Source organism: Candidatus Symbiopectobacterium sp. NZEC151 (assembly GCF_025962655.1).
Taxonomy (GTDB): domain Bacteria; phylum Pseudomonadota; class Gammaproteobacteria; order Enterobacterales; family Enterobacteriaceae; genus Symbiopectobacterium.
Genome location: NZ_JAGFPE010000001.1, coordinates 1,017,924 through 1,033,669, shown reverse-complemented (window position 1 = coordinate 1,033,669; position 15,746 = coordinate 1,017,924). Strand labels below are relative to the sequence as shown.

Here is a 15,746-nt window from a genome sequence, read left to right as displayed (position 1 = left end):
CGTTGGCTGTGGTTAACCGCCAATAATGACCGTAGGGTATCCTAGCGTGATCGTTCCTCCGTGGCTGGTAGTGTCACCCATTCTTGCCGCAGGTTTCCCACCAATCATCACCGTGGCCGATCCTTTAACAATGGTCGATGGCGGCCCAACGCAGACGCAACTATCCCCAACGACTGCTGCGGGCAAAGATCCAATTAAGACCGTTGGTACGCTCGGTCCTATAATGGGGCCTCCAACGTGAGGAATTGGAGGAAACCCCGGGGTTACCATCGGACACACCTGTAAGTCCGTAATTCTTGCTGCAAAGGGCATATATCAACTCCGTTAATCGCTAATTAATTTTGACCAGGGCACCCTTGATGGTCGTCATTCCTGAGCATGAGAGTTCTGCGGTGGCATTTCCTTTCAGTGTTAATCCCGTATTGGCCTGCGCTGAAACATTTAACGCTGAAATTTTAGCGTCGCCAGTGGCCTTAATAGTGGTATCGCGACTGGAATCAATTTTTACCGACCCTTTGGCTGAGAGAGTTATATCTTTACTACTGGTGATAGCAATGCCATCTTTATCCAGGCTTATCACATTACTATTCTGATCAGTCAGGGTAATGGATTTATCTTTATCACTAATCACGATGGAATTGCCGTTCGGTGTTTTTAACGTCATTACGCTATTTTCGTCGTCAAAAATAATTTTCATTTTACTTTTTGTGACGATGGTCTTGATATGGTTGTCTGACGTAATCTCTTCAGGCATTTTATTTTTACTGCTATACAGTGAGCCAAGAATAATGGGATTACTGGGATCCTGATTGATACAGCCAATAATCACTTCATCGCCCACTTCGGGAATGAAAAAGTTCCCGCACCCTGATGAAGCATAGTACGTGGCTAATCGTACCCAGATTAAATTAGCTTCGCTATTCAACGTTGGGATCTTTATCTGGATGCGATAATTTGAATCTGGATCGCCATCCAATTTTGTCACTACGCCGATTTGTAGCCCATCTACGGGCGGTAAATATCCTGAAGCGGGTGGGGCACCAATATCGCGGTGTTCTGCCGACCACATCGCAGACATTCCCAACTCGGCTGTGGTAATCCACTGACCTTTCTCAATACTGTGGTGAATGCCACCAACATAATGTGGGCCGTTGTAACGTTCACCAACGCCAGCCAATTCAAGTAAACTGTTAATCGTCGCGCTAGCGTTTCCCTGAAAAGTAACCCGGCCTCGAACTTTACTCAGCATGGCTTTAACCTGCTGACCACTAGCCCAGCGGGTTAGTGAATCTGCACTTATGGTTGAGGCAGTTTGTAGCGTGTAATCGCTGATGCCTAATACCTTCGCTAAATCGGCGCTCGCGAAATTACCTTGCCCAGAGATAGACTGAGATGAACCGGTACCTGTCACCATGTTTTGCTTAGTAGAATCCCAAGCGGTAGCGGTGACAGAACTTAGCTGGTTTCGCGCATCCACTTTTGCAGAGAACGACATTAAATCCGTTCCATAGGTCACAACGAGGGCCGCCGTACCGCTTATTGCCGGTTTATCAACGGTAACTTTATTAGACTGGTTCGTGACTACAAAGCCATTGGCCTCAGCTCGCGTGAGGATAAAATCCCAGTCAGTGCTGTTGAACTGGACGAGTTCAGGGTAGGGGTCGGTAATGCTGCCGACGGAGCCTGTGATATTGGGGTATTTTGCGAGCAGGCTGCTAATGATTTTACTGTCAGACTTAGCGAGAAAACATTGGCTATGCTTGGCAATCGTCATCGCAATCGCCTGATCTTTACAAACAATATTGAGGAATGAGCTGTTATCCGCGGTGATTTCTATACCATGACTAATAATAATGCCTTCGAAAATAGTCCTTTCATCACTCGCATAGCCAGCAGAAATAGAAATGATTGATCCTGGTTTAAACGTATCGGCATCGCTAACATCAAAGCGTTGAGAGGGCATATCACCGTCGCTAACGGTTATCTCCGCTGTGGCAATATGATTTATTTGATAACGAACATGGATGGCGATAATGCCGATGGCGCTGTCAATCGCTTTGCCACCGACTTTAATGGTGTAGGTGGTTACGCCAGTACTACTATTCTTTAATGGAGAGATGGCCATAATTAATCCAATGTCTAAATTAACGGTGGGAAGTAAAGTTTTGTGCCGGGTTTGATCTGTCTGGCACTGATCAAATTATTAGCCCGAGCAACCTCAATATAATAACTGCTGTTGTTATAGATCTTATGGCATAGCATGGGGAGCGTGTCTCCCGCTTTGAATTCAATGATATGTGTTAAGTCAGGGGAGGATTGTTTTTTTAAGGCATTTTTTTCTTGTTGAGTTAAATACTTTGCAAAGCTAAGTGATACCGTGGCCCGCAGTGGGTTACCAGAAGAATCAAAGAGAGAGTAATTAATACTGATAGCGGTTAAGCGACCCTGGAAGTTTACAGATGAACCCCATGCAATCACTACTGGATTAGGTTCATGCTGTTCACCATTGTAGACGTAGGTCACTTTTTTAAGCGTGGCAAGTTGCTTCTGCACGGTGTTTGTACTCGTATTGCCGGTGACTCCTGTACCGTCGAGCAGCAGTTCGAAGTCCAATTTCTCGCTTTCATAGCCTTTAAACACCGTTGTTGGTGAGACATCACCTTGTTGCTGAGGGCCTTTATCCGTGTAAGAAATACCAAAATTATGCTTAATGCTATTAGGATTTAACGTTGCCGAAAATGTTTGGGCAACAGTTCCTTTAGACGTCACTGATTTAATTGTTATTTTTTCCATTCTGAATTCCCTTTGTTTAAATCACTTATCTTTCTCTTACTTCATCAGGCGACATTATCAATGGGTAACAAAGCGCTGTCTCAGGCCGATTTACTTCAGAATCAACGCTTGACCTATCCGTGCCGAATGACGGGTTTTTATTATCGTCATTTATCGTTTTTGATTTAATCACAAGCTGTTTTATTTCTAATGGCACAGTTATAAGTTCCTTTTCAAATGATGAAAACAAATTTCAATCTCTTCAATGGCTATGTCATTTTGCGTTGCGTTGAAAGGTGCCATCTTCAGTTTTACTGGATATGCATTTGAGGCAGTCCAGCTTTTGCAGGTGGTTCCTTTCTCATTTAGCAAATTGATCGACACACTTTTCGTCAGAATCGGTTTTGATAGCTCATCATTCAAAATGCCAAGACACCAGGCAAGTAATTTAGATGTTTTATCCGTCACCGCTCTTTTTAGCGTTAAATTGCTACTTTTTATGGTCTTGGGCAGATGGTAAACCAGGTTATTTCCTCCCTCGCGATACTCTTCAGTTTCTATCTGGAACTCTAGTCCGGAGACTTCCTGAAAGGCTGTGTCATCGGCACAGCCACTGATAGAAACGCTGAAGTAGAAAGCCGTAAGAGGCCAGTCACCATCACCCTGAACTGCACCAGTGCCTTTTGAGGTCCCCATGATGATACTTTCTCTATCCCGGAAGTAAGGCTTTGCTCAATGAAAGAAATCAAACGGAGATTTCTAATCCTTCATGGGCCAGTTCAATGGTTTCAACTGCCACTTCATTACTGTCCGACTTTAAATCGGTGCCGGTAACTTTGGTGGGCCAGGCATTTTTTAATTTCCAGCTCATCACTGGCGCGCCACTTTCATCTAACAGGTTTATAGTGACGGCGGTGCGGGCGATTGTGTTCATTTTGATCTTCGAATACCAGGTGTAGAACTTATTATCACTTTTAAAAATACCTTTCTTAAGCGTGACGTTACCGCTTTTTATCAATCCGGGCATTTTTATGGTCGAAAATACCGGGCTATTACCCGCACGATATTCGATGGGCTGTGCTTCTAAATCAAGCCCTGATACTTCCTGAAATGCTGAAACCATTCCAGCGCCAGCACCGCCATCCCATTTCACTTCGAAATGAAATTTCGGCATTGGCCATACGGTTTCGGATTGAGCTGAGCCATCATCTGCCATAGGAGTCTCCTGAAAAGCTGTCCACGTAATATTCGACGATATTGAATGCTAACCACACAGTAATGCAGAGGTCAGAATCTAGGATTCCTGCATCTTTTGCTGGAAAGTGATTTCGATAAATTCAGCCGGGCGAACCATAGCGACCAACACGGTAATACGCAGAATACCTTCCAGAATATCGTTTCCGGTCATCGTTTTACCCAGACCAACGCTCACATTGTAAGCTTCACCTGGCGTTGAACCTGCTAACCCGCCTCGTTTCCAGATACCGTACAGGAAGTTACCCAGCATGCTTTCCATTGAGACCCAAGTATTGGCGACGTTGGGTTCGAAGACATACGCTTTTGAAGCAAGCTTAATGGACTCTTCTAACATAATCATCGTGCGCCTGACGTTGATATAACGCCAGTCTAAGCTATTGCCATCAAGCGTTCTGGCTCCCCAGACTAATGTGCCTTCACCGATAAACGGCCGAATAGCGTTGATCGATTTACCCTGTGTCGTAACGTTCAGATCTTCTTGTTCATCATCGCTGATATTAACAGTTGGAGAGACCACCGCATTGACACTGACGTTTGCTGGCGCTTTCCATACGCCGCGAGAGTTATCGACCATGGTATAAATACCGGCCATCGCCGCGGAGGGGGGCAGGATATTTTGCTGAAACTTAATGTCCGCCATAATAGTTTGGTATAACGGACTCATATTCGACAGAATCTTATGCAGTAGCACCGCATCAGGTCTCGATATTTCGCTGCTTAACTTAGCAATTTCATTGAGCATCGCTTGTTTTCGCGTCGCTCTCAGCTTGTTACCGCCCGTACTGAGTTCTTCTTCCGAAAGGCCTTCTAAGTCACTGAACATCGCAGCAACTTCGCCATTCAGTAGCTCTGCCAGCTTATCTACATTGCTGATGTTGAGGAAACTGACATCGCTGTCCTGCACGATAGAGGTGTTGAGCCAGGGGTAATAAGCCGAAGAGTAATCGAGATAATTGGTACCCAGTTTAGAACGGAAGTTTTCAACACAGTCGCCATCAGGATGCTGACGGTCTTTGTAACCGTTCCAGATATCTAAGATAGCCACTCGGTTTTTCATCTTGCCGCCGCAATGGCCGAGCATGGCCTGCTCGACGTTAATACAGTCGTCTTCTGCCAATTGTATTGCTTCAGGGATAATCAGCATGGTGGGTTCCGCTTCTTTAATCAGAGGCGTAATACCGCTTTTTAATGCGCCTGCATCGATATCATCGGAATAATTACCCACAGACACGATATAGCAAGGGCCGCCACCATTTTGAAAGAAAAAGAGCATGCTGTAGTAAAGATGATGGCGGGTGTTTGATTGAGTTATTTGGTAAGTTTTCCCTGCCTGCTTAAATGCCTCTTTGGTATTAGCATCAGGCGCGGCACCAATTTCGGATATTTCAAATAAGTGTTGTGGTTCTCCACCGAAATATTGCCGATATTCCGACATGGAAGTAATACGCCATCCTTGATTACTTAGCGATTTACCACCGTTATCCGCTTTCTCTGTATATCCAATAAACGCGGGAACCGCAGTGGAAACTTCAACAACAGAATTTGGGAATGCGTTCTGCTCAACAATATATACGCCAGGTGTTTTCATTACGCCCATAGTTTGGACCTTCATGTAATTGATTGGCAACCATGCCCAACGGTTAACACACAGGAAAAAACGCTGTTAAGAAAGGCATTCAATAAGAACTATCTGATTAACAAATGATATGTTTGGTATAGCGTTTGCTGTGTTTTCTGTCAACTGTTGATGTTGAGAAATTCAAGCGACATTATTCATCTTTACCAATATAGACTTTTCGCGGCACGGGTTGGTTTCTAGCGCCAACGAAAGGTGAAGGGTGTGTTTTAATGTATTGAAAATAATGAAAAATTTTTTCCTGTTGTGGCAGGGTAAATTTTATCATGCGATAAAAACGGCCAGAGCACGTGACGCAACTTAGAAATGATGCAACTGGTTTTTCCTGAAACCAATACCCCGGTATCACTGCGTTTCTGCTGGTCTGAAATTACCCTATAAAATCCTGATTAAACCATGTTTAAAGAGATAATGATTAAATTTTTTATGGTTTTAATCGCATAAAATTTCATGATTTATGCCCACCGATACGTATTCCTGCTTTATTCAGCGATTGTCACTTTGCGGTGCTTGCGTATGATTGCCATGAGAGGGTTACACATCATAGCGTTTTCAGTTGACATAGATGTGAGCGATAGATTTTTTTATCTCTTTGGCAATAAATATTGAAATATTATCTGGTGTAGGAAGTGGAAGGGATTTAATAATAACGTTCTTATCATCTGACAGTGAAAAGGGTTCTGTATAAACCTGCCTCAAGGGGATTTGATCGTTAGATAGAAAAACCCTTGCCGTTTTATTGGCGATCTGTTCATGCTCTTGCTCTGTGAATGCGTCGGAAATGGTGAGTTTTTTTGTGCCACTTAACGAAAATATATAATATTTCCAACAGGTCGAGATGGCGTTGAACCGAACCGTGATAGACTTTTTTTCTAAGGTTAAGTGGTGCTTTGGAAGACTGACGGTGAGTATGCTGATTAAATTTTTGTTATAAGTGGCAACCCCTTCGTAGGCAGTAGTTGCATTTAACTGATCTATATCAACCCACTGTTCTGCGCTGATATCAAGCGTTGCGCTATCTATAAATGCTGCCTTTATAGTTGAAATATCGAACATATTGGGCATTTGTGTGATGCTTCTGGTGACGGGGTCTGTGCTCACGAGATAGAACCTTAAGGCCAATTCATCGGTCAAATCGGCTAAATCAGCAAACTGTTCAGTATCGACAACCAGTTGTGTAAACCCTCGCGCGGATTTCAGCAGAATGCTGTATTGCCTGAGTAACCATGCGGTGTCCCGGTCGGGTATAAGATCAACAGGGGCTAATCCGTTGCTGTTTGCATTGTAATAATCATGCAAAACGCTAACTGCTAAGAACGATTGATAGTCTGCCATTTAATTCTCTCTTTTTGCCATCGTGGTAGCTGACAAATGGATGTTACCCACCTGAGACAGAATAGACTCACTATCCGGTATGAGTACTCTCACTCGATAATTACATGAGGGCAGGTAGTGTGAGCCGAATATTCCCCACATGTGATTAAGCTGATCACCCGGTATGGACTCCAGTTCCATGTTGATTTGTTCGATGTTTTTCGGGAGATCGGGAGAGTTCTGTCGATTGAAACTGCTAAGGCGGTTGAAGAATGCCAGGAAATGGGAAAGTACCTTTAACCCGTCTGAGTAATGGTTGGTACTAAAGTTAGCCGCGACTGTCACCGTCATGGTGATAAAAAGTGGTTGTGATGATACCGCCGTTCTATTGCTCATCGCGTTGAAATCTTGTCGATAACTTTTAGAAAATGCGTCTTTCTCAATGTTGCTAACGAAAACGAGGATCTTGTTTTGTATTTTAGGCGACTTTGAGCCATCGAGATCTGTTGGTGGCGAGACAATCACCAAATCATCGGCTAAATCAAAAACGTTCTTAACGGATTGGTTCATCCTTTCTTTTAAGTAATCTAAGCAGAGGTCTAGCATGGGATATTCCTGATTAAGAATAGGAAATGGCGTTCCCAATTGGGATTTTATAGCTATAGCGCATTTGTCGAGGGTTTTACAACCTTGAATGACGCTCTGTGGTTTTTTTAACAGGAGGATGTTTGATCTGATGACGTTGTTGTCCCTGTATCATTGCGATTTGCGCAATGTCTCTTCTCTCTGAAGATCAGTTACTGGAAGGATTGTTTAAAGACATTGCAAGTGTGACGACTATAAGAAACTGACTATAATTGAGTTGGAACTGTCGGTGAATGATAACCCGGCGTTAGAGCATGAAGCGGATGGTTTAGGGGCTCAAGCGTTGCAGAGTATTTATGGGAGTTAAAGAGCCCTCTTTAGATATAAAGATAGTCCAATTAAAGGTCACTTGACGGCGATCTGGATGTTATAGGCTTTATTCATTGCCTATAACAATCACTGAAAAATAAATGGGTTGAGATATGTATGCACAAGTAGAGAAACCGAAGAAGAATATAAGTAAAAGGGTTGCTCAGAAGGAAAATAATGTAAAGCAAGGCGTTGGGTTTGTGGATAATCGACCAGAAGCTGTTGCTCAACGAAAACTGCAAGAGAACGTGATGAACAATAGTCCACACATTCAGCAGATAGATCAATTCCAGGACAACATTTCAAATCAACAGCAGCGTGCTATTCAGAAAGAAGAAAGTAATGGTTATTTTTCTGACTCTGCGGATGATACGTATGCAAGCAAAGATGAAAATGTTTCAACTACAGATAGAAAACTAGCCGCGCACAAATGGGTTACTCAACAAATATCTGAAAGCGATCCTGATCCTGAGCAACTGAAACAGATATTGGAAGTAGCGGAATCAGATTTTAAACTGAGTGCAATTAGAGTACAGGGAGACGATCCTGGGAATTTGAAAATCGGCTATTTCGCCTCGCCAGGAGACTGGTTCAAATTAGCAGGGCGTAAGCTTATCGGTAACAATTTAAGCGACATAGGTATCGGGTTAGGTTACCGCATTGCAGGAATGATTCGTGGAAACGTTGAAGACAACAATAATAAAGCTTTACCTTTGTGGGGGCCGCTCACTGGGCGGGGATTTGGATCATTTATGCAGGTAAATGGTTTGAATTCAGGTAACCAACCTGATGGAAGCGGAACTGATTCCGATACCTTGAAGGCGAGTAACGCTTCATACAAATCATTGATGATGCGTCGAAACCCAGGCGGTCAATCTTACTATGTTGCCGGTCACTTACTTCGAGGAAAATTGGGTGGGCCTGGAGATGAATGGAAAAACCTTACTCCTCTCACTCAATCAACCAACAACCCATCAGCCGCCAGTCACCTGAATCAAGTTGAAGACAGTGTTCTAAACTTTGTTAAGGCAGGAAAAACAATTACTTATCGAGTGCAGCCTGTTTATGGCCGATGGCCTTGGGAATGGCCTCGGTATTTTGCCAATATCATACGCTATGGTTGGACTCCTGAGTTGAATGAAGTAATGGCAACAGAGGATCATATTCCTACAGCCTTGAATTGCACTTGGTGGGTGCAAGGTGGTAAAGGTAGTTGGATTCCCTACTCAAGACACATCCGCCAATGGCGTTACACAAATGGCGAATCCTATGTTATTCAAACAAAAAATAACAGTCTTGTGAATTATGGAAACACGTTGGAGGTTTGGGATGTGTTACAAATTCCTGCAAAATTGGCAATTGGTGCCGCTTTGTGGAGCGCATTTCCCCTTCTTCCTGCTTTCGCTCTTTCGCCACATCTCCTTCGCGGACTTGCAGCCGAGGCAATAGTTGATTTACTTGGGCGAGGTGGAGACTTTCTACTAACTGAAGAAGGAGGCACGCGTATTGCTGCAAATCGTGCAGAAATTGGTCTTTTGACCGTTGCGGCTTCGACATTCGGCTTGCCACAAGTAACACTTCTAGATCCATTACTATCTTTAATAATTGGCAACCAAACCGCTCAGGCTCAATTTCTTTCCGATAACGAGTACGACCTGTCGGCAGTTATAGAATTTCTACAACAGAACGTGTTGGCGATACCAGGTTTTAGATATCTCTCTGCACGTTTACCAGAGGTTCAAATATTGAAAGGGATTGCTGTTGGAGCATTGGATGTCTTTCACACAAACCCAAATATCATCAGTAATATCGCAAATAAGTATGGTGGTACTTTGCCGAATAGGTGCGTGGCTAAAACGAAAGGTGGACAAGGCCCTCGCTGCAAAAATTCAATTTGTACAGAAGGGAGGATGGACAAGTCTTTTCTTTGTAATGTGCACCACCATTAGATGCGCATGCATTCTTCGTAACACTATTGTTTATAGAGGGATAGGAATACATCGTGCATAAAATCAATCCACCAGCTCTGATTAAGCGCCTCCGGTGGAACTCATGGCGCCGGGTTACGTACTGGCAAACGTTGTTTTCCTTTTCGACGAAAATTCAGTTTTAACAGACAATAAATACCACGAACTCGCTTATAATTTCATACGTTACCCTGTCTGTGAATGACCTGATAAAGCTTCTTAAAACCGTATTGCGAAAAGAAAAAATCCACGCAACGGCGTGGATTTTAGAGGTTTCATTAGTCTTCATGAGATGCGATGAGATCCCATAAGACAACAAAATCAAATTAGACGTTAAACAAGAAGTTCATCACATCGCCATCTTTAACGATGTACTCTTTCCCTTCAGAACGCATTTTCCCTGCTTCTTTCGCACCTTGCTCACCTTTGTAAGTGATGAAGTCTTCATAAGCGATGGTTTGCGCGCGGATAAAGCCTTTTTCAAAGTCGGTATGGATTTTACCGGCGGCCTGTGGGGCCGTCGCGCCGACAGGGATGGTCCAGGCGCGCACTTCTTTTACGCCTGCGGTGAAGTAGGTTTGCAGGCTAAGCAGCTCATAACCGGCGCGAATGACGCGGTTCAGGCCCGGCTCTTCGATGCCCAGTTCTGCCATAAATTCATCGCGGTCAGCGTCATCCAGTTCAGCAATATCCGATTCCACTGCGGCACAGACCGCCACCACCACGGAACCTTCTGCATCGGCGATTTCACGCACTTTATCCAGATAAGGATTATTCTCGAAACCGTCCTCGTTGACATTCGCGATATACATGGTCGGTTTTAGCGTCAGGAAACTGAGGTATTTGATGGCAGCCTTGTCTTCATCAGTCAAGGTTTTCAGCGCCCGCAGCATGCCCGCGTTTTCCAGTTGTGGCAGGCATTTTTCCAGTGCAGCTTGTTCCGCTTTCGCCTCTTTATCGCCACCTTTGGCTTTCTTTTGCACCCGGTGCAGTGCGCGTTCACAGGTATCCAGGTCGGAGAGTGCCAATTCAGTATTGATGACCTCGATGTCATCAGCAGGATCGACCCGATTGTTTACGTGAATGATGTTGTCGTTTTCGAAACAGCGCACCACGTGGCCGATCGCTTCCGTTTCACGGATGTTGGTCAGGAATTGGTTGCCCAGGCCTTCACCTTTCGATGCGCCTTTTACCAGACCCGCGATATCGACAAACTCCATCGTGGTGGGGAGAATACGCTGCGGTTTAACAATCTCGGCCAGCTTGTCCAAACGCGGATCGGGCATCGGCACCACGCCAGTGTTGGGCTCAATGGTGCAAAACGGAAAGTTGGCCGCTTCGATACCGGCTTTGGTCAGTGCATTGAACAGCGTAGATTTACCCACGTTAGGCAGCCCAACGATACCGCATTTGAATCCCATACTTTCATCACCTTAAATAGCTTATTAATCAGATGGTTATGCTTTTACATCTGAACAAATAAATACGTTGGCGCCAATTATACACGGAATGGCGCATTAACTCGAACCGCCTGCGCAGGAATCTCACTTCACGCAGGTTTATAGGCGTGCAGCCGATTCATTGCTTTAACCATATCGTCTTTCAGCAGAATCTCGGTGCAGCGAATGGCTTCGTCGATCGCGCCGTCGATCAGCGTCTGTTCACTGGCGGGCGGTTTGCCCAGAACAAAGCCGGTTACCTTGCTTTTGTCGCCGGGATGGCCGATGCCAATGCGCAAACGGTGAAAGTTAGGGTTGTTGCCTAATTTGCTCATGATGTCTTTCAAGCCGTTGTGCCCGCCGTGCCCGCCACCCAGTTTCAGTTTGGCAACCCCCGGTAAAAGATCCAGTTCATCGTGTGCCACCAGAATTTCATCCGGTTGGATGCGGTAAAAGGTTGCCATTGCCGCCACCGCTTTACCGCTGAGGTTCATAAAGGTGGTGGGCACCAGCAGGCGAACATCATGACCGGCCAGGTTGAGGCGCGAGGTATAGCCGAAGAATTTGGCCTCTTCTTTAAGCGATTGCCGATAAGCCTCGGCCAACTGGTCAACGTACCAGGCACCGGCATTGTGGCGCGTGGCGGCGTATTCGGCTCCCGGATTCGCCAATCCGACGATTAATTTGATACTGCTCACGTTAAGTCCCAGATATTGCGTCTCATGACGCCGATAAGAGAAAGTCAAACGCGTAGTTTACACAGGAGTAGGGCAGTGAAAAAGCCTTCAGCAGGTTGTTTGTCGCGCGTTGGATGGTCGTGCAGCAGAAAATGGCTGAAAATAATTCACTTTGGTAATAATTCAAATTTGTGATTAATTATATTCACCCGCGGTGAGCACTAAATGTAAAAAAACGTTTCTACACTTGCTTATCTGTGATCGCCTACGCAATACCTTATTGCCTACAGCGTCTATAATTAGATCAGAACAAGGACGGTTACGTAGCATTTTCATTTTTCCGATCGGTCACGTATTTTACCTGACCATTACAGGAGGTGACAGATGAAACGCAAAAATGCTGTCATGCTGGGCAACGTATTTATGGGCATCGGTATGGTGTTAATGGTCGGGGGGATCGCCTTCACCATCATCAGCCAATTACCGGAGCTGAACTTGCCCGCCTACTTTACCTATTTCGACCTGATGGCCATTTTCGCCGGTGCCATGACCTGGCTGGTCGGGGCGCGTATTGGCGGGCGTGAAGCCGTCGCCGATCGCTACTGGTGGGTGAAGCATTTCGACAAACGCTGCCGCCGTCAGCAACCCCATTCCTGATAATATCAGACGCCTGCTGTTTCGGCAGGCGTCGGGATGTTTTTTTCTTCTGGCAGAAAATACCCGCTTTGCGCGCAGAGCATTTTCTTCATGTGTTTTAGCTGAACCCGGTAATAATTATCGCCATTGTTCATCGGCGATATTATTGTCACGCTGAACGGTATTTTTCTTGCACCTAGCGCTACCCACGAGAAAATAAAAAACGCCACCCGAGGGTGACGTTTTGTTATAACAACAATTCGACAACAGAAATGGACGCAGTTGATTAATGTTCAAACATGGCAGAAATAGACTCTTCGTTGCTGATGCGGCGAATAGCCTCCGCCAGCATGCCCGACAGTGTCAATGTGCGCACGTTAGGCAGTGCTTTGATATTTTCCGACAGCGGAATGGTATCGCAGACGATCACTTCATCAATCACCGAATTCTTGATGTTGTCATACGCATTGCCGGAGAAAATCGGGTGAGTGGCATAAGCAAAGACGCGTTTGGCACCGCGTTCTTTTAATGCTTCTGCCGCTTTGCACAGTGTGCCACCGGTATCGATCATGTCGTCGACCAGAATACAGTCGCGCCCTGCGACATCACCGATGATGTGCATCACTTGAGAGACGTTGGCGCGCGGACGACGTTTGTCGATGATCGCCATGTCAGTGTCGTTCAGCAGTTTGGCAATGGCACGTGCACGCACAACGCCGCCGATATCCGGGGAAACCACGATGGGGTTTTCCAGGTTCTGCTGCAACATGTCTTCCAGCAGAATCGGGCTGCCGAAAACGTTATCGACCGGAACGTCAAAGAAGCCTTGAATCTGTTCTGCGTGCAGGTCCACGGTCAGGACACGGTCAACCCCAACGCTTGACAGAAAGTCAGCGACCACTTTGGCGGTGATCGGCACACGCGCAGAACGCACACGGCGGTCTTGGCGAGCATAGCCGAAATAGGGGATAACGGCGGTAATACGTCCCGCTGACGCGCGGCGTAGAGCATCGACCATCACAACCAGCTCCATCAGGTTGTCATTGGTTGGTGCACAGGTGGACTGGATGATGAAAATGTCGCCACCACGAACATTTTCATTGACTTGCACGCTGACTTCACCGTCGCTAAAGCGACCTACAGCGGCGTCTCCCAGGCTGGTGTATAAACGGTTGGCAATACGTTGCGCTAGTTCGGGGATAGCGTTACCAGCAAAAAGCTTCATATCAGGCACGAGAAGAACCTCAGGCTTGCGTCCAGAGAAATATTGTACCCGGTGTCTCGAGGGCGATGCGAGGCAGCAGGTAAAATATGCATACGGGTGTATGAGTTAAGCGTTGAACTTAATGCATAAACCCGCCATACGGGGTAAAAATTTTTCAACGCTTAACGTTGCCCGGAAAGCACACGGTGCAGCGGCGAGGTGTTCACGCCACGCGCAACAAAACCGTTCAGCGTTTCCGGGGCCTGGTCAAGCACCTGACGGGCGGCGGATTCTGTGTCGAATTCGGCAAACACACAAGCTCCCGTTCCTGTCAGGCGCGCCGGTGCGTATTCTAGCAGCCAAGAAAGTCGCTGTTCAACCTCGCGAAAACGTTTTCTTACGGTAGATTCACAATCATTGACGAAGGTCTGTTTTTGTAGCTCATCCAATGAGCGTACCGGTGTGTTGCGCGGTAAGTCCGGATCGCCAAATACCAGCGGGGTCGGAATGGTGACGCCGGGATGCACTACCAGATACCATTTTTCCGGCGGAGAGGCGGGTGTCAGTCTCTCACCGACGCCCTCGGCGAAGGCGGCGTGCCCGCGAACAAACACCGGCACATCCGCGCCGAGTTGTAATCCCAGTTGTGCCAGCGTGTCCTCATCCAGGCCGCACTGCCACAGGTGATTGAGCGCAACCAGCACCGTGGCGGCGTTCGAGGAACCGCCTCCCAGACCGCCGCCCATTGGCAGACGTTTATCGATGGCGATATCGGCACCGTTATGTGTCAGTTGGCGCCCCTGCTCATGGCAATAGGTCTGTAACAGCCTTGCCGCGCGCACCGCCAGGTTGGTGTCGTCAGGCACACCGGGCAAAGGGGTGAGTAGCTGGATAACACCGTCGTTACGTAACCTGATGTCGACGGTGTCGCCATAATCCAGAAACTGAAACAGCGTTTGCAACAGGTGATACCCGTCGGCGCGCTGGCCGGTGATATAGAGAAACAAGTTGAGTTTGGCCGGGGAGGGCCACTGCGTCAGTTGTGCCGCATCGCTCATGCTTATTGCACCGTCCAGTTATTCATTTTCAGCTTGATGCGTTGCTCGCCCTGCGTCAGTTCCAGCGCGTTGGGCAGGGTGGGCATGACGCTTTCATCGTAGCCGAGGTATTTCACTTCCCACGTCAGGCCGTTTTGCACCAGCGTTGCCGTGCTGAGCCGTGCGTGCTCATCCAACGTAAATTGCTGCGCCTCTCCCGGCAGGCCAATCATCCATTGGCGCAGATTGGTCAACGGGATACGCATTCCGGTCAACTGAGACAGCATGTACTCGGCATCTTTGCCGATATAACGTTTACCTTGCCCGTCGGTGATTTGAATGCCATCGGGTTGCGCGCGCAGTTCCAGTTCCGTGCCGCCGAACGGATTGGTCAGCAGCAGACGGTAGCGCTGCGCAGAGGACTCTTGCCAGAAAAAGTTGGCCGACAGTTTTTTGCTATCGGAGAGATAGGCAAATGCGCCACGGGTCTGATACTGGCTTAATTGCTGTACCTGCTGCTTATGTTGTAACCAGGCTGGAGAATCCGACGTTGCGCTGGGACCAGAGGGTTTGGTCAGTGTACAGGCAGTCAGCAGCAAGCTGGCTAAAGGCAGAAACCGTAAGGCGCGGGCGGTGTGACGTAACATGTTGCATATATCCTATTAAGGGTAGAAAAACCCCGTCATCATGTCGAATGGATACAGTGTGCCATGCGTTGCAAGCGATGCCCAGCGGCAATGTATGACAGAGAAAAAGGAACGCGCCACGCAATATCACCTACGTCTATAGAGGTACTTCGCGCCGCGTCGCTTTTCATGCTGCGCCGCATCAAGTAGAATGCCCCTACTCGAAG

The 15,746-nt window shown here is 46.8% G+C and carries 16 protein-coding genes and 1 pseudogene; 2 read left to right on the top strand and 15 right to left on the bottom strand.

Going from position 1 to position 15,746, the window contains the following annotated elements; genetic code table 11:
- Positions 1-12: 12 nt before the first annotated feature.
- From J5067_RS04730 to J5067_RS04695, 8 genes are all read right to left on the bottom strand, one after another.
- Positions 13-312, bottom strand: a complete 300-nt coding sequence (locus J5067_RS04730) for a PAAR domain-containing protein (RefSeq protein WP_264628032.1) — start codon at positions 310-312, stop codon at positions 13-15.
- A 19-nt stretch (positions 313-331) separates the two neighbouring features.
- Entirely contained in the window at positions 332-2,125 is a 1,794-nt protein-coding gene (gene vgrG / locus J5067_RS04725) for a type VI secretion system tip protein VgrG (RefSeq protein ID WP_264650542.1), read from the bottom strand.
- 14 nt (positions 2,126-2,139) lie between these two features.
- On the bottom strand, positions 2,140-2,793 hold the full coding sequence (locus J5067_RS04720) for a peptidoglycan-binding protein (protein WP_264628618.1): 654 nt from the start codon (positions 2,791-2,793) through the stop codon (positions 2,140-2,142).
- 198 nt (positions 2,794-2,991) lie between these two features.
- Entirely contained in the window at positions 2,992-3,468 is a 477-nt protein-coding gene (locus J5067_RS04715) for a phage tail protein (protein WP_264650541.1), read from the bottom strand.
- Between the two features lie 49 nt (positions 3,469-3,517).
- Positions 3,518-3,988 carry a phage tail protein gene (locus J5067_RS04710; protein WP_264642727.1) on the bottom strand — a complete coding sequence of 157 codons (471 nt, stop codon included), beginning with the start codon at positions 3,986-3,988 and terminating at the stop codon, positions 3,518-3,520.
- 78 nt (positions 3,989-4,066) lie between these two features.
- Positions 4,067-5,626, bottom strand: a complete 1,560-nt coding sequence (locus J5067_RS04705; RefSeq protein ID WP_264642726.1) for a phage tail sheath C-terminal domain-containing protein — start codon at positions 5,624-5,626, stop codon at positions 4,067-4,069.
- Between the two features lie 591 nt (positions 5,627-6,217).
- Positions 6,218-7,000, bottom strand: coding sequence for a hypothetical protein (locus J5067_RS04700; RefSeq protein WP_264627679.1), 783 nt, complete (start codon positions 6,998-7,000; stop codon positions 6,218-6,220).
- Positions 7,001-7,585 (bottom strand): DUF4255 domain-containing protein, encoded by a 585-nt coding sequence (locus J5067_RS04695; RefSeq protein ID WP_264642724.1) that lies wholly within the window; start codon positions 7,583-7,585, stop codon positions 7,001-7,003.
- A 461-nt stretch (positions 7,586-8,046) separates the two neighbouring features.
- Here J5067_RS04695 and J5067_RS04690 point away from each other — a divergent pair, with 461 nt between their 5' ends.
- Positions 8,047-9,882 (top strand): DNA/RNA non-specific endonuclease, encoded by a 1,836-nt coding sequence (locus J5067_RS04690; protein WP_264650540.1) that lies wholly within the window; start codon positions 8,047-8,049, stop codon positions 9,880-9,882.
- 104 nt (positions 9,883-9,986) lie between these two features.
- On the opposite strand, the pseudogene J5067_RS04685 reads toward J5067_RS04690, so the two are convergent.
- From J5067_RS04685 to pth, 3 genes and pseudogenes are all read right to left on the bottom strand, one after another.
- Positions 9,987-10,139 (bottom strand): annotated as a pseudogene (locus J5067_RS04685) (IS3 family transposase); the annotation flags it as partial.
- A gap of 87 nt (positions 10,140-10,226) precedes the next feature.
- Positions 10,227-11,321: a redox-regulated ATPase YchF gene (gene ychF, locus J5067_RS04680; RefSeq protein WP_264642722.1), complete on the bottom strand. Its 1,095-nt coding sequence runs from the start codon at positions 11,319-11,321 to the stop codon at positions 10,227-10,229.
- Between the two features lie 128 nt (positions 11,322-11,449).
- Positions 11,450-12,037, bottom strand: coding sequence for an aminoacyl-tRNA hydrolase (gene pth / locus J5067_RS04675; protein ID WP_264650539.1), 588 nt, complete (start codon positions 12,035-12,037; stop codon positions 11,450-11,452).
- A 363-nt stretch (positions 12,038-12,400) separates the two neighbouring features.
- Here pth and ychH point away from each other — a divergent pair, with 363 nt between their 5' ends.
- Positions 12,401-12,673, top strand: a complete 273-nt coding sequence (gene ychH / locus J5067_RS04670; RefSeq protein ID WP_222160621.1) for a stress-induced protein YchH — start codon at positions 12,401-12,403, stop codon at positions 12,671-12,673.
- A 5-nt stretch (positions 12,674-12,678) separates the two neighbouring features.
- On the opposite strand, the gene J5067_RS04665 is transcribed toward ychH, so the two are convergent.
- The 4 genes from J5067_RS04665 to lolB all read right to left on the bottom strand — a co-directional run bounded on the left by J5067_RS04665 (position 12,679) and on the right by lolB (position 15,540).
- Positions 12,679-12,807 (bottom strand): hypothetical protein, encoded by a 129-nt coding sequence (locus J5067_RS04665; RefSeq protein WP_264642720.1) that lies wholly within the window; start codon positions 12,805-12,807, stop codon positions 12,679-12,681.
- Positions 12,808-12,938: 131 nt separating this feature from the next.
- Entirely contained in the window at positions 12,939-13,886 is a 948-nt protein-coding gene (gene prs, locus J5067_RS04660; RefSeq protein WP_195313487.1) for a ribose-phosphate diphosphokinase, read from the bottom strand.
- A gap of 152 nt (positions 13,887-14,038) precedes the next feature.
- Positions 14,039-14,914 (bottom strand): 4-(cytidine 5'-diphospho)-2-C-methyl-D-erythritol kinase, encoded by an 876-nt coding sequence (ispE, locus tag J5067_RS04655; RefSeq protein WP_264650538.1) that lies wholly within the window; start codon positions 14,912-14,914, stop codon positions 14,039-14,041.
- 2 nt (positions 14,915-14,916) lie between these two features.
- Positions 14,917-15,540 (bottom strand): lipoprotein insertase outer membrane protein LolB, encoded by a 624-nt coding sequence (gene lolB / locus J5067_RS04650; RefSeq protein WP_264642718.1) that lies wholly within the window; start codon positions 15,538-15,540, stop codon positions 14,917-14,919.
- Positions 15,541-15,746 lie beyond the last annotated feature (206 nt).

Bases quoted from the DNA above. Each gene is read 5' to 3' on its own strand.
- J5067_RS04730 (WP_264628032.1), bottom strand. From the start codon at position 312: ATGCCCTTTGCAGCAAGAATTACGGACTTACAGGTGTGTCCGATGGTA.
- vgrG (WP_264650542.1), bottom strand. From the start codon at position 2,125: ATGGCCATCTCTCCATTAAAGAATAGTAGTACTGGCGTAACCACCTAC.
- J5067_RS04720 (WP_264628618.1), bottom strand. From the start codon at position 2,793: ATGGAAAAAATAACAATTAAATCAGTGACGTCTAAAGGAACTGTTGCC.
- J5067_RS04715 (WP_264650541.1), bottom strand. From the start codon at position 3,468: ATGGGGACCTCAAAAGGCACTGGTGCAGTTCAGGGTGATGGTGACTGG.
- J5067_RS04710 (WP_264642727.1), bottom strand. From the start codon at position 3,988: ATGGCAGATGATGGCTCAGCTCAATCCGAAACCGTATGGCCAATGCCG.
- J5067_RS04705 (WP_264642726.1), bottom strand. From the start codon at position 5,626: ATGGGCGTAATGAAAACACCTGGCGTATATATTGTTGAGCAGAACGCA.
- J5067_RS04700 (WP_264627679.1), bottom strand. From the start codon at position 7,000: ATGGCAGACTATCAATCGTTCTTAGCAGTTAGCGTTTTGCATGATTAT.
- J5067_RS04695 (WP_264642724.1), bottom strand. From the start codon at position 7,585: ATGCTAGACCTCTGCTTAGATTACTTAAAAGAAAGGATGAACCAATCC.
- J5067_RS04690 (WP_264650540.1), top strand. From the start codon at position 8,047: ATGTATGCACAAGTAGAGAAACCGAAGAAGAATATAAGTAAAAGGGTT.
- ychF (WP_264642722.1), bottom strand. From the start codon at position 11,321: ATGGGATTCAAATGCGGTATCGTTGGGCTGCCTAACGTGGGTAAATCT.
- ychH (WP_222160621.1), top strand. From the start codon at position 12,401: ATGAAACGCAAAAATGCTGTCATGCTGGGCAACGTATTTATGGGCATC.
- J5067_RS04665 (WP_264642720.1), bottom strand. From the start codon at position 12,807: ATGAACAATGGCGATAATTATTACCGGGTTCAGCTAAAACACATGAAG.
- ispE (WP_264650538.1), bottom strand. From the start codon at position 14,914: ATGAGCGATGCGGCACAACTGACGCAGTGGCCCTCCCCGGCCAAACTC.
- lolB (WP_264642718.1), bottom strand. From the start codon at position 15,540: ATGTTACGTCACACCGCCCGCGCCTTACGGTTTCTGCCTTTAGCCAGC.